The sequence below is a fragment of the Rhizobium sp. RHZ02 genome (genome assembly GCF_014851575.1).
Classification (GTDB): domain Bacteria; phylum Pseudomonadota; class Alphaproteobacteria; order Rhizobiales; family Rhizobiaceae; genus Rhizobium; species Rhizobium altiplani.
Genome location: NZ_JACUZX010000006.1, coordinates 252,405 through 267,307 on the forward strand (window position 1 = coordinate 252,405; position 14,903 = coordinate 267,307).

The 14,903-nt window shown below is 62.3% G+C and carries 17 protein-coding genes; 7 read left to right on the top strand and 10 right to left on the bottom strand.

What is annotated here, in order from left to right:
* Window positions 1-73: 73 nt before the first annotated feature.
* Window positions 74-832 (top strand): alpha/beta hydrolase, encoded by a 759-nt coding sequence (locus IB244_RS13120; RefSeq protein ID WP_113471949.1) that lies wholly within the window; start codon window positions 74-76, stop codon window positions 830-832.
* 74 nt (window positions 833-906) lie between these two features.
* Here the strand turns inward: IB244_RS13120 and IB244_RS13125 are convergent, their stop codons facing one another.
* From IB244_RS13125 to IB244_RS13135, 3 genes are all read right to left on the bottom strand, one after another.
* Window positions 907-1,170 (bottom strand): DUF2312 domain-containing protein, encoded by a 264-nt coding sequence (locus IB244_RS13125; RefSeq protein ID WP_007527482.1) that lies wholly within the window; start codon window positions 1,168-1,170, stop codon window positions 907-909.
* A gap of 91 nt (window positions 1,171-1,261) precedes the next feature.
* Window positions 1,262-1,567 (bottom strand): DUF1244 domain-containing protein, encoded by a 306-nt coding sequence (locus IB244_RS13130; protein ID WP_018860293.1) that lies wholly within the window; start codon window positions 1,565-1,567, stop codon window positions 1,262-1,264.
* An 11-nt stretch (window positions 1,568-1,578) separates the two neighbouring features.
* Window positions 1,579-2,370, bottom strand: a complete 792-nt coding sequence (locus IB244_RS13135) for an N-formylglutamate amidohydrolase (protein WP_192304440.1) — start codon at window positions 2,368-2,370, stop codon at window positions 1,579-1,581.
* 198 nt (window positions 2,371-2,568) lie between these two features.
* On the opposite strand from IB244_RS13135, the gene IB244_RS13140 reads away from it, so the two are divergent.
* The 4 genes from IB244_RS13140 to IB244_RS13155 all read left to right on the top strand — a co-directional run bounded on the left by IB244_RS13140 (window position 2,569) and on the right by IB244_RS13155 (window position 6,541).
* Window positions 2,569-3,057, top strand: a complete 489-nt coding sequence (locus IB244_RS13140; RefSeq protein WP_025658050.1) for a DUF1036 domain-containing protein — start codon at window positions 2,569-2,571, stop codon at window positions 3,055-3,057.
* Window positions 3,054-4,493 (top strand): pyruvate kinase, encoded by a 1,440-nt coding sequence (pyk, locus tag IB244_RS13145; RefSeq protein WP_192304442.1) that lies wholly within the window; start codon window positions 3,054-3,056, stop codon window positions 4,491-4,493. Before IB244_RS13140 ends, pyk begins: the two co-directional genes overlap by 4 nt.
* Window positions 4,494-4,707: 214 nt before the next feature.
* Window positions 4,708-5,745 (top strand): group II intron reverse transcriptase/maturase, encoded by a 1,038-nt coding sequence (gene ltrA / locus IB244_RS13150; RefSeq protein ID WP_192304444.1) that lies wholly within the window; start codon window positions 4,708-4,710, stop codon window positions 5,743-5,745.
* 160 nt (window positions 5,746-5,905) lie between these two features.
* The gene (locus tag IB244_RS13155; protein WP_192304446.1) at window positions 5,906-6,541 is read left to right on the top strand and encodes a LysE family translocator; all 636 of its coding nucleotides are present in this window, start codon (window positions 5,906-5,908) and stop codon (window positions 6,539-6,541) included.
* Between the two features lies 1 nt (window position 6,542).
* On the opposite strand, the gene IB244_RS13160 is transcribed toward IB244_RS13155, so the two are convergent.
* The 3 genes from IB244_RS13160 to IB244_RS13170 are packed head-to-tail and all read right to left on the bottom strand — an operon-like array spanning window position 6,543 to window position 7,908.
* Window positions 6,543-7,094 (bottom strand): DUF4865 family protein, encoded by a 552-nt coding sequence (locus IB244_RS13160; RefSeq protein ID WP_192304447.1) that lies wholly within the window; start codon window positions 7,092-7,094, stop codon window positions 6,543-6,545.
* Entirely contained in the window at window positions 7,091-7,492 is a 402-nt protein-coding gene (locus IB244_RS13165) for a cupin domain-containing protein (RefSeq protein ID WP_169682578.1), read from the bottom strand. Before IB244_RS13165 ends, IB244_RS13160 begins: the two co-directional genes overlap by 4 nt.
* Window positions 7,489-7,908 carry a tautomerase family protein gene (locus IB244_RS13170; protein ID WP_018858905.1) on the bottom strand — a complete coding sequence of 140 codons (420 nt, stop codon included), beginning with the start codon at window positions 7,906-7,908 and terminating at the stop codon, window positions 7,489-7,491. The genes IB244_RS13165 and IB244_RS13170 overlap by 4 nt, the downstream gene beginning before the upstream one ends.
* Before the next feature lie 108 nt (window positions 7,909-8,016).
* Between IB244_RS13170 and IB244_RS13175 the strand changes: the two genes are divergently transcribed.
* Entirely contained in the window at window positions 8,017-8,946 is a 930-nt protein-coding gene (locus IB244_RS13175; RefSeq protein WP_018858904.1) for a LysR substrate-binding domain-containing protein, read from the top strand.
* Here the strand turns inward: IB244_RS13175 and IB244_RS13180 are convergent.
* Entirely contained in the window at window positions 8,937-9,881 is a 945-nt protein-coding gene (locus IB244_RS13180) for a GlxA family transcriptional regulator (protein ID WP_112646239.1), read from the bottom strand. The two genes, IB244_RS13175 and IB244_RS13180, sit on opposite strands and share 10 nt — an antisense overlap.
* A gap of 119 nt (window positions 9,882-10,000) precedes the next feature.
* On the opposite strand from IB244_RS13180, the gene IB244_RS13185 reads away from it, so the two are divergent.
* Window positions 10,001-10,798: an SDR family NAD(P)-dependent oxidoreductase gene (locus tag IB244_RS13185; protein ID WP_113161470.1), complete on the top strand. Its 798-nt coding sequence runs from the start codon at window positions 10,001-10,003 to the stop codon at window positions 10,796-10,798.
* Between the two features lie 34 nt (window positions 10,799-10,832).
* Here IB244_RS13185 and IB244_RS13190 read toward each other — a convergent pair whose 3' ends face one another.
* From IB244_RS13190 to IB244_RS13200, 3 genes are all read right to left on the bottom strand, one after another.
* On the bottom strand, window positions 10,833-11,807 hold the full coding sequence (locus tag IB244_RS13190) for a threonine/serine dehydratase (protein WP_018858901.1): 975 nt from the start codon (window positions 11,805-11,807) through the stop codon (window positions 10,833-10,835).
* Between the two features lie 142 nt (window positions 11,808-11,949).
* Window positions 11,950-13,689, bottom strand: a complete 1,740-nt coding sequence (gene ggt / locus IB244_RS13195) for a gamma-glutamyltransferase (protein ID WP_192304449.1) — start codon at window positions 13,687-13,689, stop codon at window positions 11,950-11,952.
* A gap of 97 nt (window positions 13,690-13,786) precedes the next feature.
* On the bottom strand, window positions 13,787-14,860 hold the full coding sequence (locus tag IB244_RS13200; RefSeq protein ID WP_192304451.1) for an alpha/beta fold hydrolase: 1,074 nt from the start codon (window positions 14,858-14,860) through the stop codon (window positions 13,787-13,789).
* Window positions 14,861-14,903 lie beyond the last annotated feature (43 nt).

Genomic DNA, 14,903 nt, shown 5'->3' on the forward strand with positions numbered 1-14,903 from the left:
CCACGTTTTCAACCTCAGCCGCGCCTCCCGACCATTTCAAGCCCGGCATCCCATAGATTAAAGGAGCGACCGCATGAACCGCCGTATCGTTTCCACCTTCGCACTGGCACTCGCCACCAGCGTCATCGCCTTTGCGTCCCAGGCCGCTGACATCAAGAACATCGTCATTGTTCACGGCGCCTTCGCCGACGGATCCGGCTGGCGCCAGGCCACCGAAATCCTGGAGCGGCGCGGCTTTCACGTTACGGTCGTACAGGAACCTTTGACCTCGCTCGCCGACGACGTCGCTGCGGCGAACCGCGTGCTGGACCTGCAGGATGGGCCGACGCTACTGGTCGGGCATAGCTATGGCGGCATGGTCATTACGGAAGCCGGCCGGAACCCGCATGTCGAGGGACTTGTCTATGTGGCGGCCTTCCAGCCTGACAAGGGCGAAAGTGTAGCTACTCTTGCGGGCTCAAAGCCTCCGGCCGGAAAGGGCATCAAGGAAACCAAGGACGGCAAGTATCTCTATCTCGATCCAAGCGTCTTTCACGCCGATTTTGCCGCCGACCTGCCTAAGGCCGAAGCAGCCTTCGTGGCGCAGTCACAGGTCTTTGCTGCGAAAGAGGTCTTTGGCACCAAAGTCGGGGAACCTGCCTGGCGGACGAAAAAGAGCTGGTCCATCGTGGCGACCGAGGATCGCTCCATCAACCCCGAACTGGAGCGGACCATGGCAAAGCGTGCCGGCAGCGTGGTCACCGAGATCAAGTCCAGTCACGCGGTCTTCGCCTCGCAGCCGAAAAAGGTTGCTGACGTGATCGAGAAGGCGGCCAAGGAAGCCGGCAGATAAGTTCTGCCCGACCCAATCGCAAACAAAATAGCCGCCGAGAATGTCGGCGGCTTTGAAGGTGAGGCGCGAAACGATCAGCCTTCCGGCGGAGCTTCGATCATGCCGAGTGCATGCAGATAGGTGTCGAGGATTGCGTCCTCTTCCATACGTTCCTGCTCGTCCTTTTTGCGCAGCGCAACGACCTTCTTGAGGATCTTGGTATCGAAGCCCATGCCCTTGGCTTCGCCGTAGACGTCCTTGATGTCGTCGGCGATGGTCTTCTTTTCTTCTTCCAGGCGTTCAATGCGCTCCACAAAGGCGCGAAGCTGATCGCGGGCGACGCCATGAGCATCAGACATCGTGTTCTCCTGATTGGGGGTGGGAAAATTCGGATGGCGTTGACTGCCGCGAAGCGTGTCCGGGGTCAAGCCGATTCGAGCCGCACAGGAATTATTTGTGCGGCTTGTTCAGCTCAAACGCTGCTTTTTGCTCCGCCGAGGCGTCGTTCTGGTGGAGGTTCTTCCAATCGTCATACGGCATGCCGTAGACGATTTCGCGCGATTCGTCTTTGGAGAGCGGAACTCCGTCCGTCTCGGCTGCTTCGCGGTACCAGTTGGACAGGCAGTTGCGGCAGAAGCCCGCAAGGTTCATCAAATCGATGTTCTGGACATCGCTGCGCTCGCGCAGGTGCTCCACGAGGCGACGAAAAGCCGCAGCCTCGAATTCGGTCTGTTGTTGTCTCGTCAGGGCGGCCATCTCGGTCTCCTTTATTCGTACGGACCGGTGCGCGACACATGCACGTTGTACTCGTGCAGTGCCGGATCGGCATTCATGGTCTCGAAGATCGGTGCGAGACGGTCCGCCCACGCGGCAATACCCGGCTCGTCGCCGATCAGATCCTGGCGTACCTCGAGCAGCGCGTGCGGAATGCCGGTCAGCATGCAATGTCGATACATTGTATCGCCCTTCAGCGCGCCGTCGTAAGGCTCGTTGTCACCGACCACGAGATCGGGATCGCTGCGCAACAAATCAAGCAAGGGGGCGACTGCGCGCTTGTCGGTATCCCACAGAACGGCTGCGTGCCAGGGGCGGGGAAAGTGTTTCCAGACCGGCGTGTAGGAATGAAGCGAGAGAACGAGCGGCGCACTCCCGGTCTTGTTGGCGACTCTGTCGATCGTTTCGCTGACGGCATTGTGATAGGGCCGGTGGAACGTTTCGATCCGGTAATTCCACTCCTCCACGGTGATCGGATGGTTGCCCGGCACGATCGCGCCGTCCGATATCTTCATGATCATCGTGGGGTCGTCTTCGCCCCGGTTCGGGTCGATCAGCAACCGCGAAAAGCCGCCCAGGACGGCGGGCACTCGGAGCCTCGTCGACAGGTTCCTGACAAGTCCCTCGATGCCGATGTCATAGGCGATGTGGCGCTCGAAGGCATTGTCCGGCAAGCCAAGTCGTCCATAGCGCTCCGGCAGTCGATTCATCGCGTGATCGCCGAGCAGCACCATGCCTTTGTCATGATCGCCGGCTAGTAGTTCAAATGATTTGAAAGTGCTCATGGATGAAATGTCGATCGCAGTTTACGGGGCCGTCTTTGATCGCACGCGTCACCGATGGGTTCAAGCGCGCTTGGCAAGCAAAGGCTGCGGCCCGGCCGAAGTACGGCCGGTCATCTAGGATATAATCGATTAGCATTGCGTTGACATTCGCCGGGAGGCAGCGCAAGAAAGCACAAACATCGAATAACCGGGAGCCAATTGGAAGTCGTGTTGATCCAGACCGCGCCAAGTTTCCTTACGCGTTCCGGGCCGCTTGCCCGTTTTGCCCTTTTTGTCCTTGCGGCGTTCTCGCCGTTCTTCATTGCCGATGTGGCCCGCGCGGATTTCCGTGTGTGCAACGGAACGCAGAATCTGGTGGGCGTGGCGATCGGATATCGAGCCAAGGATGGCTGGATGACGGAAGGCTGGTGGCAAGTGCCGGCGACGACCTGTGCGACGCTGATCGAGGGGGAGTTGCAGTCCCGATACTATTATCTCTACGCCGAAGACGCTGCCCGGGGAGGCCGATGGACGGGTGACGTGCAGATGTGCGTGGCGGAAAACGAGTTCAAGATCACGGGAGTCAATGATTGCTACGCCCGTGGCTATCAAAAGATGGGGTTCAAGGAATATGACACGGGCCGCCAGGGCAGCTGGATGGTTCAACTTTCCGATACCCCAGGCACCCAAGAAAGCCCGAATCAATGAAGCGCAACCGCAAAGTTAAAATCCTCGCCACCCTCGGACCCGCCTCGTCCGAGGAATCGATGATCGAGAAGCTGCACCAGGCCGGTGCCGACGTCTTTCGCATCAACATGAGCCACGCCAGCCATGACGTGATGCGCACGCTGATCAAGCGTATCCGCGCCGTCGAAGCGCGCTCCGGCCGTCCGATCGGCATCCTTGCCGACCTGCAGGGCCCGAAGCTGCGCGTCGGCAAGTTCGCCGAAGGCAAGGTCGACCTGAAGCCGGGCGACACCTTCACGCTCGACAACAAGGACATTCCCGGCGACGCCACCCGCGTGTTCCTGCCGCATCCGGAAATTCTGGAATCGGTGCAGCCCGGTCACCGCCTGCTGATCGACGACGGCAAGCTCGCCCTGCGCGCTGAAAAGTGCGACGGCAAGAGCATCCTCACGACGGTCATTTCCGGCACGAAGATTTCCGACCGCAAGGGCGTCAGCCTTCCCGACACGCTGCTCACCGTCGGGGTTCTGACCGACAAGGACCGCACCGACCTCGCAGCTGTTCTCGAAACCGACGATGTCGACTGGGTCGCGCTCTCCTTCGTGCAGCGCCCGGAAGATCTGGCTGAAGTGCGCAAGATCGCGCGCGGCCGTGTCGGCATCATGTCGAAGATCGAAAAGCCGCAGGCGATCGAGCGCATCGAGGAAATCATCGAGCTGTCCGACGCGCTCATGGTCGCCCGTGGTGACCTCGGCGTCGAAATGCCGCTCGAATCCGTGCCGGGCATCCAGAAGCAATTGATCCGCGCCTGCCGCCGTTCGGGCAAGCCGGTCGTCGTCGCGACGCAGATGCTGGAATCGATGATCTCCGCGCCGGTTCCGACCCGCGCCGAGGTGTCCGACGTCGCCACGGCCGTCTTCGAAGGCGCCGATGCGGTGATGCTATCGGCGGAATCCGCTTCGGGTGACTACCCGGTCGAAGCGGTCTCGACGATGGCCTCGATCGCCAGCGCCATCGAGCGCGAGCCGCACTATCCTGGTATTATCTACGCGCAGCGTGCGCAGCCGGAGGCAACCGGCGCCGACGCGATTTCGCTCGCGGCCCGGCAGATCGCCGAGACGCTGCGCCTGTCGGCCATCGTCTGTTATACCTCGTCAGGCACAACCGGCTTGCGCGCCTCGCGCGAGCGCCCGCAGGTGCCGATCCTGGCGCTGTCGCCTGTCATCCAGACGGCTCGCCGCCTTGCCATCGTGTGGGGCCTGCACTGCGTCGTCACGCATGACGCGACCGACCTTGACGACATGGTCAACCGTGCCTGCCGCATAGTAGCCGATGAAGGCTTCGGCAAGCCGGGCGACCGCATCATTATCTCGGCCGGCGTGCCGCTCGGGACACCTGGTGCCACCAACATGCTGCGCATCGCCTATATCGGCTCCGACGGCCAGAGCGGCGTCTAAGATTTTCCGTAGGGATTGAACGAAAGCCCGTCGCCTGACCTAGGCGACGGCTCTTTTTGTTGTGCGCCCAGCATGGGCGCATTCTTGTGGGTGGAAGTCCCACCGTAAGCTGGTCACAGCGAGCGAAGTGAAGCGCAACTGCGGCAGGGTGACCAACCGTGGGGAGGAAGCGTGGATCGAACCTGCGGGCCGATGGACAAGAACCGGATATGTGATGATCCCGAAGCCAGGGGGCGGCGAGCGCGAGCTTGGCATCCCCACGGTGCTGGACCGTCTGATCCAACAGGCGCTCCTGCAAGTCCTCCAGTCTATTCTTGATCCGACTTTTAGTCAGCACAGCTACGGCTTCCGTCCCGGAAGGAGTGCACACGATGCCGTCCTGGCGGCGCAATCGTTCGTGCAGTCCGGACGGCGGGTTGTCGTGGACGTTGACCTGGAGAAATTCTTCGACCGGGTTGACCATGACATCCTGATCGACCGTCTGCGCAAGAAAATCCGCGATCCCGGCGTGATCCGCTTGGTACGGGCCTATCTGAACGCCGACATTGTTGATGGGGGTGTGGTCCTCAAGCGGACCCGAGGCACGCCGCAGGGTGGGCCGCTGTCGCCACTTCTGGCCAATGTGTTGCTGGATGAGGACAAGGAACTTGAACAGCGGGGCCATGCCTTCTGCCGCTATGCCGACGACTGTAACGTCTACGTGCGGTCACAGCGGGCGGGCAAGCGGGTGATGGCTCTGCTGCGGCGTCTCTATGGCCGACTTCGCCTTAAGGTGAACGAGACCAAGAGCGCCGTTGCCACCGTCTTCGGCAGCAAATTCCTCGGCTATGCTTTCTTCAAAGCACCAGGGCGGGTGGTCAAGAGACGGGTTGCCGACAAGGCAATCAAGGCGTTCAAGGAGCGCATTCGCGAACTGACACCGCGCGTGACGGGTCGATCCCTGAAAGCGGTGGCAGAACGGCTGCGCCTCTTCGTGCGCGGATGGAAAGCCTACTTCCGGCTGGCGCAAACACCTCGGGTCTGGCAAGCGCTGGACGAGTGGATGCGCCATCGTGTGAGGGCAATCCAGCTCAAGCAATGGAAGCACGGCAGGACGATCTTTCGGGAAATGATGGCAAGGGGAGCGAAACCTGGGGTGGCCCAGCAAGTGGCAGCAAATGCCGGTCGCTGGTGGCGCAACAGCGGCAAGCTCCTTAACGCCACCCTCACCATTAGATGGGTTGACCAACTTGGAATGCCCAGGCTCGTCTAACCTCAATCTCTCGAACCGCCCGGTGCGGACCCGCATGCCGGGTGGTGTGGCAGGGGTGCGATCACATCGAGCGCCCCCTATGCCGATTTCAGTCAGCCCACGCCCCTTGTGTATGGCCGATGCACATGCAAGTTTCCCCTGCAGAGATCGGGAGGGCACCATGCAGACAGTCACACTTCTTGCGTTCGCAGTCGTTTCCTTCGTGGGTATTGCCACGCCGGGGCCGACCGTACTCCTGGCAATGACCAACGGCTCCCGCTACGGTGTCAGGCGTGCCGCTGCCGGCATGGTTGGAGCGGTGCTCTCGGATTTTGTCCTGATCGGCGCCGTTGCGATCGGTCTCGGGGCACTGCTCGCGGCTTCCGAATTCTGGTTCTCGGCCCTGAAGTACGTTGGGGCAGCCTATCTGGCGTTTCTCGGGATCATGATGCTCTGGTCGAAAGGCACGATCGATGCGGCGTTGAGGCAGGGGGCGGCGGATGCGGGCGGGACGCCGGTTTCGATCGCGTTGAAGAGCTTCATGGTCGCAGTCACCAATCCGAAGGGCTACCTCTTCTTTTCGGCCTTCCTACCGCAGTTCATCGATCCGACCGGCCTGCAGGCAACGCAGTATGGCGTGCTGGCACTGGTGTTCGCCTCCCTCGATTTCATCATCATGCTGGCCTATGCCGTGTTCGGCGTGCAGGCCGTCCGATTCCTCACGACGAACGGCGCGTTGTGGCTTGAGCGCGCCTGCGGCTGCACGCTGTTGGCGTTGGCCGGTTCGCTTGCGCTCTATCGTCGGGCGGCGGCCTGATTTAGGGCAGTGATACGTGTCCAACACGATAGATCTGGCCTGAACCTGCAATGAGCGGCGCCGATCGGCGCAAGCTGAAGCGCACCAGCGTCCAGTTGGTCGGCTCGAAGGCCGAAACCGAGGCCAGGACGTCGGCCTGTCGTGCTTCTCGTTGCGCCTGCCTGACCTCCACGTCTCTGATCTCGGCGAGCGGGGAATAGGGCTCGATGGCGACTATCTCTGTGGTAGCGAATTTTGCCTCTGCAATCGCGGAGGCGGTTTCCGCGTGCCATGCGATCCAGGTCTTCACGCGAGGCCAGCCGAAGGACTGCATCAGTCCCTCGAAGCCGGTGCCGGTAAGAAAGTCGCTGGCGCGCTCCGGCTGCTGCCAGAGATAGAAGGGCGCATAGAGGTTTTCGCGGGATCCGAACTCGCCTCTGCGGGCACTGAGGTAGGCCTTGAAGCCGAGACCGGGAAATCCGTCCAGCATCGGTCCCTTGTCGCGGATGCGCCGGTCGATGATCGACATGTCGTAATCGGCCGGAAGGGTGAAGCTGTACTGCATCGCCATCATGAGAGGATCTCCACCGGCTCAAGCCAGTCGACGTTGCGGCCGGCTTCGGTTGCCTGAATACTGAGATAGCTGAACGGGCTGTCGTGTCCGGCGCCGTGCCAATGCTTCTCGCCGGCGGCGAACCAGACAGCATCTCCGACCAGCAATTCGTCGACTGCCCCACCTTCGCGTTGCGCCAGACCCTTGCCTGATAGAACATAGAGCAGCTGCCCGCGCGGATGCCTGTGCCAGCGTGTGATCGTGCCTGGATCGAGCGTCGCCCGCATCGCCGTGTTCTCGCCGTCGGCTGTTCCTTCCAGCAGCATCTCCACCCAGAAGGGTGCGGTGGCAATATCAACGGGCGAGCGGACGGCATTGCCCGGACGCTGGATCGTCATACGTTCAGGGTTGCCCATCATGCCGCACTCCCGAAGGCGCGGGCTTCCCAGCCGGGTTCGCTCATCTGCGCCTTTCCGTCGCCGAACGACCATTCATCCGGTGATGTGGTGGTGACGACGATCATGATGTCTTCCGGCCGGATTCCCGGCGATTGTCCGAGAAGCTCGGTGGCCCGCTTGAAAAAGGCCTGGCGGGTCTCGGTCGAGCGCGGCTTTCCGGCGGTGATGGCGAAAAGCACGAAGTCGTCGGAACGCGGTCCGGCAAGATAGTTGCGGTCGAAGATCAGTTCGCCCGGTTCATGCTGGTGGATGATCTGGAAACGATCGGCGGGCGGCACGTTGAACGTCTCGACCATGGCGCGATGAATGCTGTCCGCAACAGCGCGCAAATACTCCGGCGACTTGCCGCGCAGTAGAGAGATACGAACAAAAGGCATGGCGAGTTCCTTTGAGTGAATTCTTGACAGGAGAAGCATCGCACGCCACGATAATGCTGAAAATCAGAATTGTTTGAACATACGATTCACAAAAACGGGACGAAAGTGATGCGACGGACGATCTTCGATCTCGATGTTCTCAGAACCTTTGCGACCGGAATGGAGCTCGGCAACTTCGCGCGAGCGGCTGACCGGCTCGGCCGCTCGACCTCGGCGGTCAGCGCTCAGTTGAAGAAGCTCGAGGAGCAGGCGGGCACGCCGATCTTCCGCAAGGCGGGGCGCGGCCTTGCGCTCACCGATGCCGGCGAGACGATGCTGGCCTATGCGCGGCGGCTGCTGGAACTCAACGACGAAGCGGCTGCAGCGGTAAAGAGCATCGAGCTCGAAGGCTGGGTGAGGCTCGGATTGCAGGAGGATTTCGGCGAGGTCTTGTTGCCCGACGTGCTCGGCCGTTTTGCGCGCGCGCATCCGAAGGTCCGCATCGAGGCGCGCGTGGTGCGCAATGTCGAATTGATCGAGCGCGTCACATCAGGAAAGCTCGATCTGGCACTCGCGTGGAGCGATGGCACGCTGACGCCGCATTGCGAGCAGATCGCCGAAGTCCCGATGCGTTGGATCGGGCCGGCGGAAGCAGCTGTTGACTGGAGCCTCGGCGGCGGCGAGCCGATGCCGCTCGCCTCGCTGGAAGCCCCGTGCCTGTTGCGCTCCGCGGCGACCAAGGCGCTCGACGCGGCGGGCATTCCGTGGCGGCTTGCCTTCGTCAGTCCGAGCCTCGGCGGATTGTGGGCGGCGACGGCCGCTGGGCTCGGCATTACCATCCGCACACCGATCGGGCTGCCGCGAAAGGTCAAGCCGCTTGTCGCAGACGCAGCCGGCTTGCCGGAGCTTTCCTCGCTCGGTCTCGTCCTGCATCGCGCCGAGGCGGAGCCCGGGCCGGCGACGGCGCGGCTTGCGTCCATCATGTTGCAATCGGTGAGGGAGGCCGTCGCTGATGTCGTGCCGCAGGCGGTCCGCCCGGCGGCGAGAGCCTATGCCTGATATTCGCGCTGCGCGTTGCGGCGGATCGCTTGCGGTGGCTGGCCGAAAGCGCGCAGGAATGCGCGTCGCATCCTCTCACGATCCGCGAAGCCTGTCTCCGTGGCAACGACGTCGATCGGATGCCGGCCCTGTTCCATCATCAGCCGGGCCGCCTCGAGGCGCAGGTTCTCCACCGCTTTTGCGGGCGATTGCCCTGTCTCGGCGCGGAAGGTCCGACTGAACTGGCGGGGGCTGAGCGCCGCTGCTTCTGCCAGTTCTTCGACGGATAGCGTGTTCTTCAGGTTGCTGCGCGCATGGGCCAGCGCCTTCTGGATCCTGTCCGATTTGGGTTCCAGTTCCAACAGCGCGGAAAACTGCGACTGGCCACCGGCCCGGCGGTGGTAGACGACGAGCTTGCGGGCAACGGCGCGGGCGATGTCGGCGCCGTGATCCTTCTCAACCATGGCAAGTGCCAGATCGACCCCGGCTGTCATGCCCGCCGAGCTCCAGACAGAGCCGTCGATGATGAAGATGCGATCCTCTTCGAGCCTGACCTTGGGGTAGCGCGATTGCAGCTCTCGAGCGAGCAGCCAATGCGTCGTGGAGCGCCGGCCGTCCAGCACACCCGCGTCGGCAAGCAGAAATGCACCGGTGCAGATCGAGGCGACGCGGCGGGAGGCGGCAAGCGCGTTGCGGATGAATTCGCCTTCTCCTGGGGTCGGCAGCTTGATGCCGACGGCGCCCGACACCAGCAGCGTATCGAAAGCGGGATCGTCGAACCGCGTCGTCTCCATCGTGACACCGAAGGAGCCGCGCACCGGCCCACCGGTCTCGGAGAGATAGGCGATGTCGTAGACCTGTTCGCCGAGTTCGAGGTTGGTGAACTCGAAGGCGGAGATGGCGGCGAGGCTCATCATCTGAAAGCCGGGAAAGAGCAGGACGGCAATGCGCTGCATGGTTCGAAACTCCGTTTGTCCTAAAAGGTTGTTTATATGACATTCAAGACATTGGCAATCAGGCGTAAGACTCTCCTCAGGCCAACAGCAGGCGCTGTTGCCCAACACGGAGAACGACAATGACCGAGCAGCACAAAGGAACCGCACTCGTTACGGGCGCATCATCGGGGATCGGCGCCATCTACGCCCACCGGCTCGCAAAGCGGGGCTACGATCTCATTCTAGTCGCGCGCAATGCCGAGCGCCTTTCCGAGCTTGCGACCAAGTTGACCCGGGAGACGGGCAGGACGGTTGAAACGGTGCCTGCCGATCTCGGCAACAAGGCTGATCTGGCGCGTGTCGAGGCGGTGTTGAAGAACGACCGCAGCATCACCCTTCTGGTCAACAATGCCGGCGTCGGCGGCACCGCGCCGCTGCTGGCCTCCGATGTCGACAAGATGCAGGCGATGGTCGATCTCAACGTTACAGCGCTGATGCGGCTGACCTACGCAGCCGTGCCCGGTTTCACGGCCCGCGGCGGCGGCTCGATCATCAACATTGCGTCGATCGTGGCGATCGCGCCTGAAGTTCTGAATGGGGTCTATGGGGCAAGCAAAGCGTTCGTTCTTGCTTTCAGCCAATCGCTGAAGCACGAGCTGGCGGATAAGAATATCCGCGTTCAGGCGGTGCTGCCGGGGGCGACGGCGACCGAATTCTGGGGCATTGCCGGTACGCCGGTCGAACACCTGCCGACCGAGATCGTCATGCAGGCGGAAGACATGGTGGATGCGTCTCTTTCCGGCTTTGACCAAGGTGAATTCGCGACGATCCCGGCCCTCGAGGATGCCGGATTGCTGAAGGCCTACGAGGATGCACGCCAGGCGCTGATGCCGAACCTGTCACGGTCGGCACCCGCGGCGCGCTACAAGGCTGCGTAGCGTAAGAGACGGGGTGGGCAGGCTTGTTCTGCCTCTACCCGTGCCGGGCCAGTGCGCCGGCGAAGATATCGGCGTCGACGTTGCCTCCCGAGGTGACGACGACGACGTTGTCTTCCTCCATCTCATCGCCGTGGAACAGCGCTGCGGCAAGGGCGACCGCGCCGCCCGGTTCGACGACAATCTTCAGTCGCACAAAGGCTATCACCATGGCGCGAAGCGCCTCCTCGTCTGTCACGACGATACCGGGGCCCGCAAGGCGCTGCAGGATCGGGAAGGTGATATTGCCGGGCTGTGGGGTAATGATCGCATCGCAGATGGAGCCGGTCATCGCCGCGTTGCGCTCGATCTTGCCTGAGGCCAGCGACCGTGTCGTATCGTCGAAGCCTTCAGGCTCGCAGGGACGCACGCGGAACGCAGGCGCGCTAGCCTCGAGCGCAAGCGCGATCCCCGACGTCAGGCCGCCGCCGCCGCAGGGCACCAGCACCTCGGCAGCCTTGATGCCTTCCTCTTCCGCCTGTTCGGCGATCTCGAGACCCGTCGTGCCCTGGCCGGCGATCACCTGGGGCTCGTCGAACGGCTTGATCAGGGTCAGCTTGCGTTCGCCCGAAAGCTTGGCGCCGATGGCGTCGCGATCCTGTGTGGCGCGGTCGTAGAGCACGACTTCGGCGCCGAGGGCGCGGGTGTTGGCAATCTTCAGTTTCGGGGCGTCCGACGGCATGATGATCACCGAAGGCACGCCATGAAGCTTGGCGGCGAGCGCCACACCCTGCGAGTGATTGCCTGACGAGAAAGCGATGACACCGTGCGCGCGTACGGCCGAATCGAGTGCGGAAACGGCGGACCAGCCTCCGCGGAATTTGAAGGAGCCGGTATGTTGGAGGCACTCGGCCTTCACGAACACCCGCCGTCCGGCAAGCTCGTCGATGAAGGGAGAGGAGAGAAGGGGTGTGCGGCGCGCATGTCCGCGCAGACGGGCGCGGGCGGCAACGATCATTTCAATGCTGGTCATGGAGACTCTTTCGAATGACGGTACGCCCCTGCATAAGGCTACACGTGATGCTTGTGAACGACGACTTTGTCACCGTGACACGAAAAGCGCCATACTACGCGCCAGCATCAATGGCGACTACCTCCGCGCTCGCATCCGACAATCAGTATCCGCCGGCGGAGCCCTCGGAGGCGCGGCTGTCCATCGCGCCGTTGTAGCGTGCGCCGCCACCCTTCTCGATATCGGCGAGGCTCTTTCCGCCGACAAGGATGCCGGCGGCCTGCCCCCATTGCGGCGGGCCGCTGCCGTCATCCAGTGTATGGCCCATGGCGATCAGCGCCCGGATCGTATCAGGCGAGAGCGTGTAGGGCTCGAGATAGATCTTGTCCGGCTGCCATTGGTGGTGAATGCGTGGGGCGTTGACCGCCTGGCTGATGTCCATGCCGAAATCGATGACGTTGAGGATCGCCTCGAGGGTGATGGTGATGATGCGCGATCCGCCGGGGCTGCCGATGACCATGAAGGGCTTGCCGTCCTTGGTCACGATCGTCGGGCTCATCGAGGAGAGCGGCGTCTTCTTCGGCGCAATCGCATTGGCCTCGCCCTGAACGAGACCGTAGAGGTTCGGAACGCCAGGCTTCGAGGTGAAGTCGTCCATCTCGTTGTTGAGCAGGATGCCGGTGCCGGGCGCGACAACGCCAGCGCCGAAGGAACCATTCAGCGTATAGGTGACCGCGACGGCATTTCCTTCATCGTCGATGATGGAATAATGCGTGGTCTCGACGCTTTCCTTGGCTCCGAGCGGCTTCAGGTCGGCCGACGTGCCGGATTTATAGGGATCGATCTTGGCGCGGATCGCCTTGGCGTAGCTCTTGTCGAGCAATGTCGACATCGGGTTCTCCACGAAGTCGGGATCGCCGAGGGCAGCGTTGCGGTCGACATAGGCATGGCGCATCGCCTCTACCATCAGGTGAACCGTCTCAGCAGAACCGTAGCCGAGGAAGGAGAGCGGGTAATCCTCGAGCACGTTGAGGATTTCGCAGATGATGACGCCACCGGAGGAGGGGGGAGGCGAGGAGATGATGTTATAACCGCGGTAGCTGCATTCGACGGGCTTCAGTTCACGCACCGCGTACTGCTCGAAATCCTCCTTGGCGAGAATGCCGCCCTTCGCCTGGCTCGCCTTGGTGATCGCGTCGGCCGGCATGCCCTTATAGAAAGCGTCTGGCCCTTTGTCGGCGATGCTGGAAAGAACGGCGGCGAGGTCGGGTTGCACCAGTTTTTCGCCTGCGGCGTATGGCTTTCCTTCTGCTTTCAGGAAGATCTTTGCAGCGGCTTCATCCTTCGCAAGCCTCTTGGCGCTGCCGGAAATGTTGGCCACGTCGCCTTGTTCCAGCGTGAAGCCTTCCTTGGCGTAGCGAATGGCGGGCGCCAGCAGATCCTGTCGCGACTTCGTGCCGTATTTTTCTCGCGCCGTCTCGAAGCCCATCACGGATCCGGGCACGCCGACGGCGAGATAGCCGTCGAGGCTGGCGCGGGGAACGATATCGCCCTTCGCATCGAGATACATCGTCTTGGTGGCTGCGAGCGGCGCGCGCTCGCGGAAATCGAGAAATGTCGTCTTCCCGTCCTTCAGCCGGATCGTCATGAAACCGCCGCCGCCGATGTTGCCGGCCGTCGGATAGACGACCGCGAGGGCGTAGCCAACCGCAACCGCGGCATCGACGGCATTGCCGCCGTTCTTCAGGACACCGACGCCGACATCGGTCGCCAGATGCTGTGCGGTCACCACCATGCCATGTTCGGCTTCAACGGGCGCGGGCGAGGCGGCGAACGCCGACGGTGCAAGTGAGAGCGACAGTGCGGCGGCAACCGCGAATATTCTGATGTTGGGCTGATCCATGACTTCCCTCAAAGCATGACGGTGCGATGGATATGGGACGCAACGAGCGCTCGGCAATGCACTGCGCTCAGCAGTGGTGTGTTCCGTTACTGAAAGGTTAGTTTTCGGTTGCGACGGGCCCGGACAGGCTGGCTGGATCGCCGAAGGGCGCGGCAATGTCTGGCGGCCGCGCGGGCTTTTGGTGCACCAAGCGGTGCTCGGCCTGGCGGGCGGCGGCCTGGAGGTCGCGAGCGGCGCCGCCGATCTTCTCCATGGCGGCAATGGCGACGTCGGTGACCATATAGTCCGGCTTGTGGCCGAGGCCCTGTATCTTCACTAGTTCGGAGCCGGCGATATCACGGGCCAGCCCCTGCGAATGAATATGTTCCCAGACGATGGCATCGCTGTCACCGGTGATGATGACAGCAGGTGCGGTGATCCTGGAATATTGCGGAGAATGCGCCTTGAGGTAAGCCAGCAGGCGGGTGCAGTCGATGGCGTTGTTGTAAAAGGCGCGCGGACGCAGCGCCAAGGTGGGGCCTGTCTTCGCGATATAGTCTTCCGGGCGCGGATTGGGACGGAAGACGTTCATCGTCGCCTGCTCCAGCCGTCGCAAACCTAGCGGCACGACAATGGCGTGGGTAAAGAGCCAGCCGAGCATGGGCATTGCAGCTAGGTGATAATACCAATCGATGCCGCCCGGCCAGGGATGAGTCGCGGGGGCGAGAAAGAGCAGGCCTTCCGTCTTGTCGGGATGGCGCACGCCGAAGGCGGCCGCGATGGCGCCGCCGAAGGAGTGGCCAACGATGATAGCCCGTTTGATTCCCCGCTTCTCCATCAGCGTTGCGATCGCGTCCGCCTGTCCGGACGGCAGGGCATTCTCGGGGCGGCCGCGTTCCGAGTAGCCATGACCCGGCCGGTCGACGAACAGCATCTCGGCACGGCCCTCTAGCGATCCCAGGAAGGCGCCGACTTGATCGAGCAGATTGCCGCCTGCTCCGTGGATAAAGACCAGCGGCGGTAGATCGGCGGTTGCGGGACGTGGAACATGGACGGCATTCAGCTGGTAACCGCCGATATCGGTAAGTTCGCCAATATTGGGATAATTGGCCTCGAACTGCCGTTCCATGTAGATGGAGTAGCCAACAGCGGCGGCAACAGAGGCAATGAAAGCGGAAGCTTCGGCAAGCATGGCAATATCTGCTGAAATCACGTAACCGAGGCTAAGATTGGGC

Bases quoted from the DNA above. Each gene is read 5' to 3' on its own strand.
- IB244_RS13180 (WP_112646239.1), bottom strand. From the start codon at position 9,881: ATGCAGCGCATTGCCGTCCTGCTCTTTCCCGGCTTTCAGATGATGAGC.
- ltrA (WP_192304444.1), top strand. From the start codon at position 4,708: ATGATCCCGAAGCCAGGGGGCGGCGAGCGCGAGCTTGGCATCCCCACG.
- IB244_RS13185 (WP_113161470.1), top strand. From the start codon at position 10,001: ATGACCGAGCAGCACAAAGGAACCGCACTCGTTACGGGCGCATCATCG.
- IB244_RS13175 (WP_018858904.1), top strand. From the start codon at position 8,017: ATGCGACGGACGATCTTCGATCTCGATGTTCTCAGAACCTTTGCGACC.
- IB244_RS13135 (WP_192304440.1), bottom strand. From the start codon at position 2,370: ATGAGCACTTTCAAATCATTTGAACTACTAGCCGGCGATCATGACAAA.
- ggt (WP_192304449.1), bottom strand. From the start codon at position 13,689: ATGGATCAGCCCAACATCAGAATATTCGCGGTTGCCGCCGCACTGTCG.
- IB244_RS13125 (WP_007527482.1), bottom strand. From the start codon at position 1,170: ATGTCTGATGCTCATGGCGTCGCCCGCGATCAGCTTCGCGCCTTTGTG.
- IB244_RS13190 (WP_018858901.1), bottom strand. From the start codon at position 11,807: ATGACCAGCATTGAAATGATCGTTGCCGCCCGCGCCCGTCTGCGCGGA.
- pyk (WP_192304442.1), top strand. From the start codon at position 3,054: ATGAAGCGCAACCGCAAAGTTAAAATCCTCGCCACCCTCGGACCCGCC.
- IB244_RS13170 (WP_018858905.1), bottom strand. From the start codon at position 7,908: ATGCCTTTTGTTCGTATCTCTCTACTGCGCGGCAAGTCGCCGGAGTAT.
- IB244_RS13165 (WP_169682578.1), bottom strand. From the start codon at position 7,492: ATGATGGGCAACCCTGAACGTATGACGATCCAGCGTCCGGGCAATGCC.
- IB244_RS13155 (WP_192304446.1), top strand. From the start codon at position 5,906: ATGCAGACAGTCACACTTCTTGCGTTCGCAGTCGTTTCCTTCGTGGGT.
- IB244_RS13130 (WP_018860293.1), bottom strand. From the start codon at position 1,567: ATGGCCGCCCTGACGAGACAACAACAGACCGAATTCGAGGCTGCGGCT.
- IB244_RS13160 (WP_192304447.1), bottom strand. From the start codon at position 7,094: ATGATGGCGATGCAGTACAGCTTCACCCTTCCGGCCGATTACGACATG.
- IB244_RS13120 (WP_113471949.1), top strand. From the start codon at position 74: ATGAACCGCCGTATCGTTTCCACCTTCGCACTGGCACTCGCCACCAGC.
- IB244_RS13200 (WP_192304451.1), bottom strand. From the start codon at position 14,860: ATGCTTGCCGAAGCTTCCGCTTTCATTGCCTCTGTTGCCGCCGCTGTT.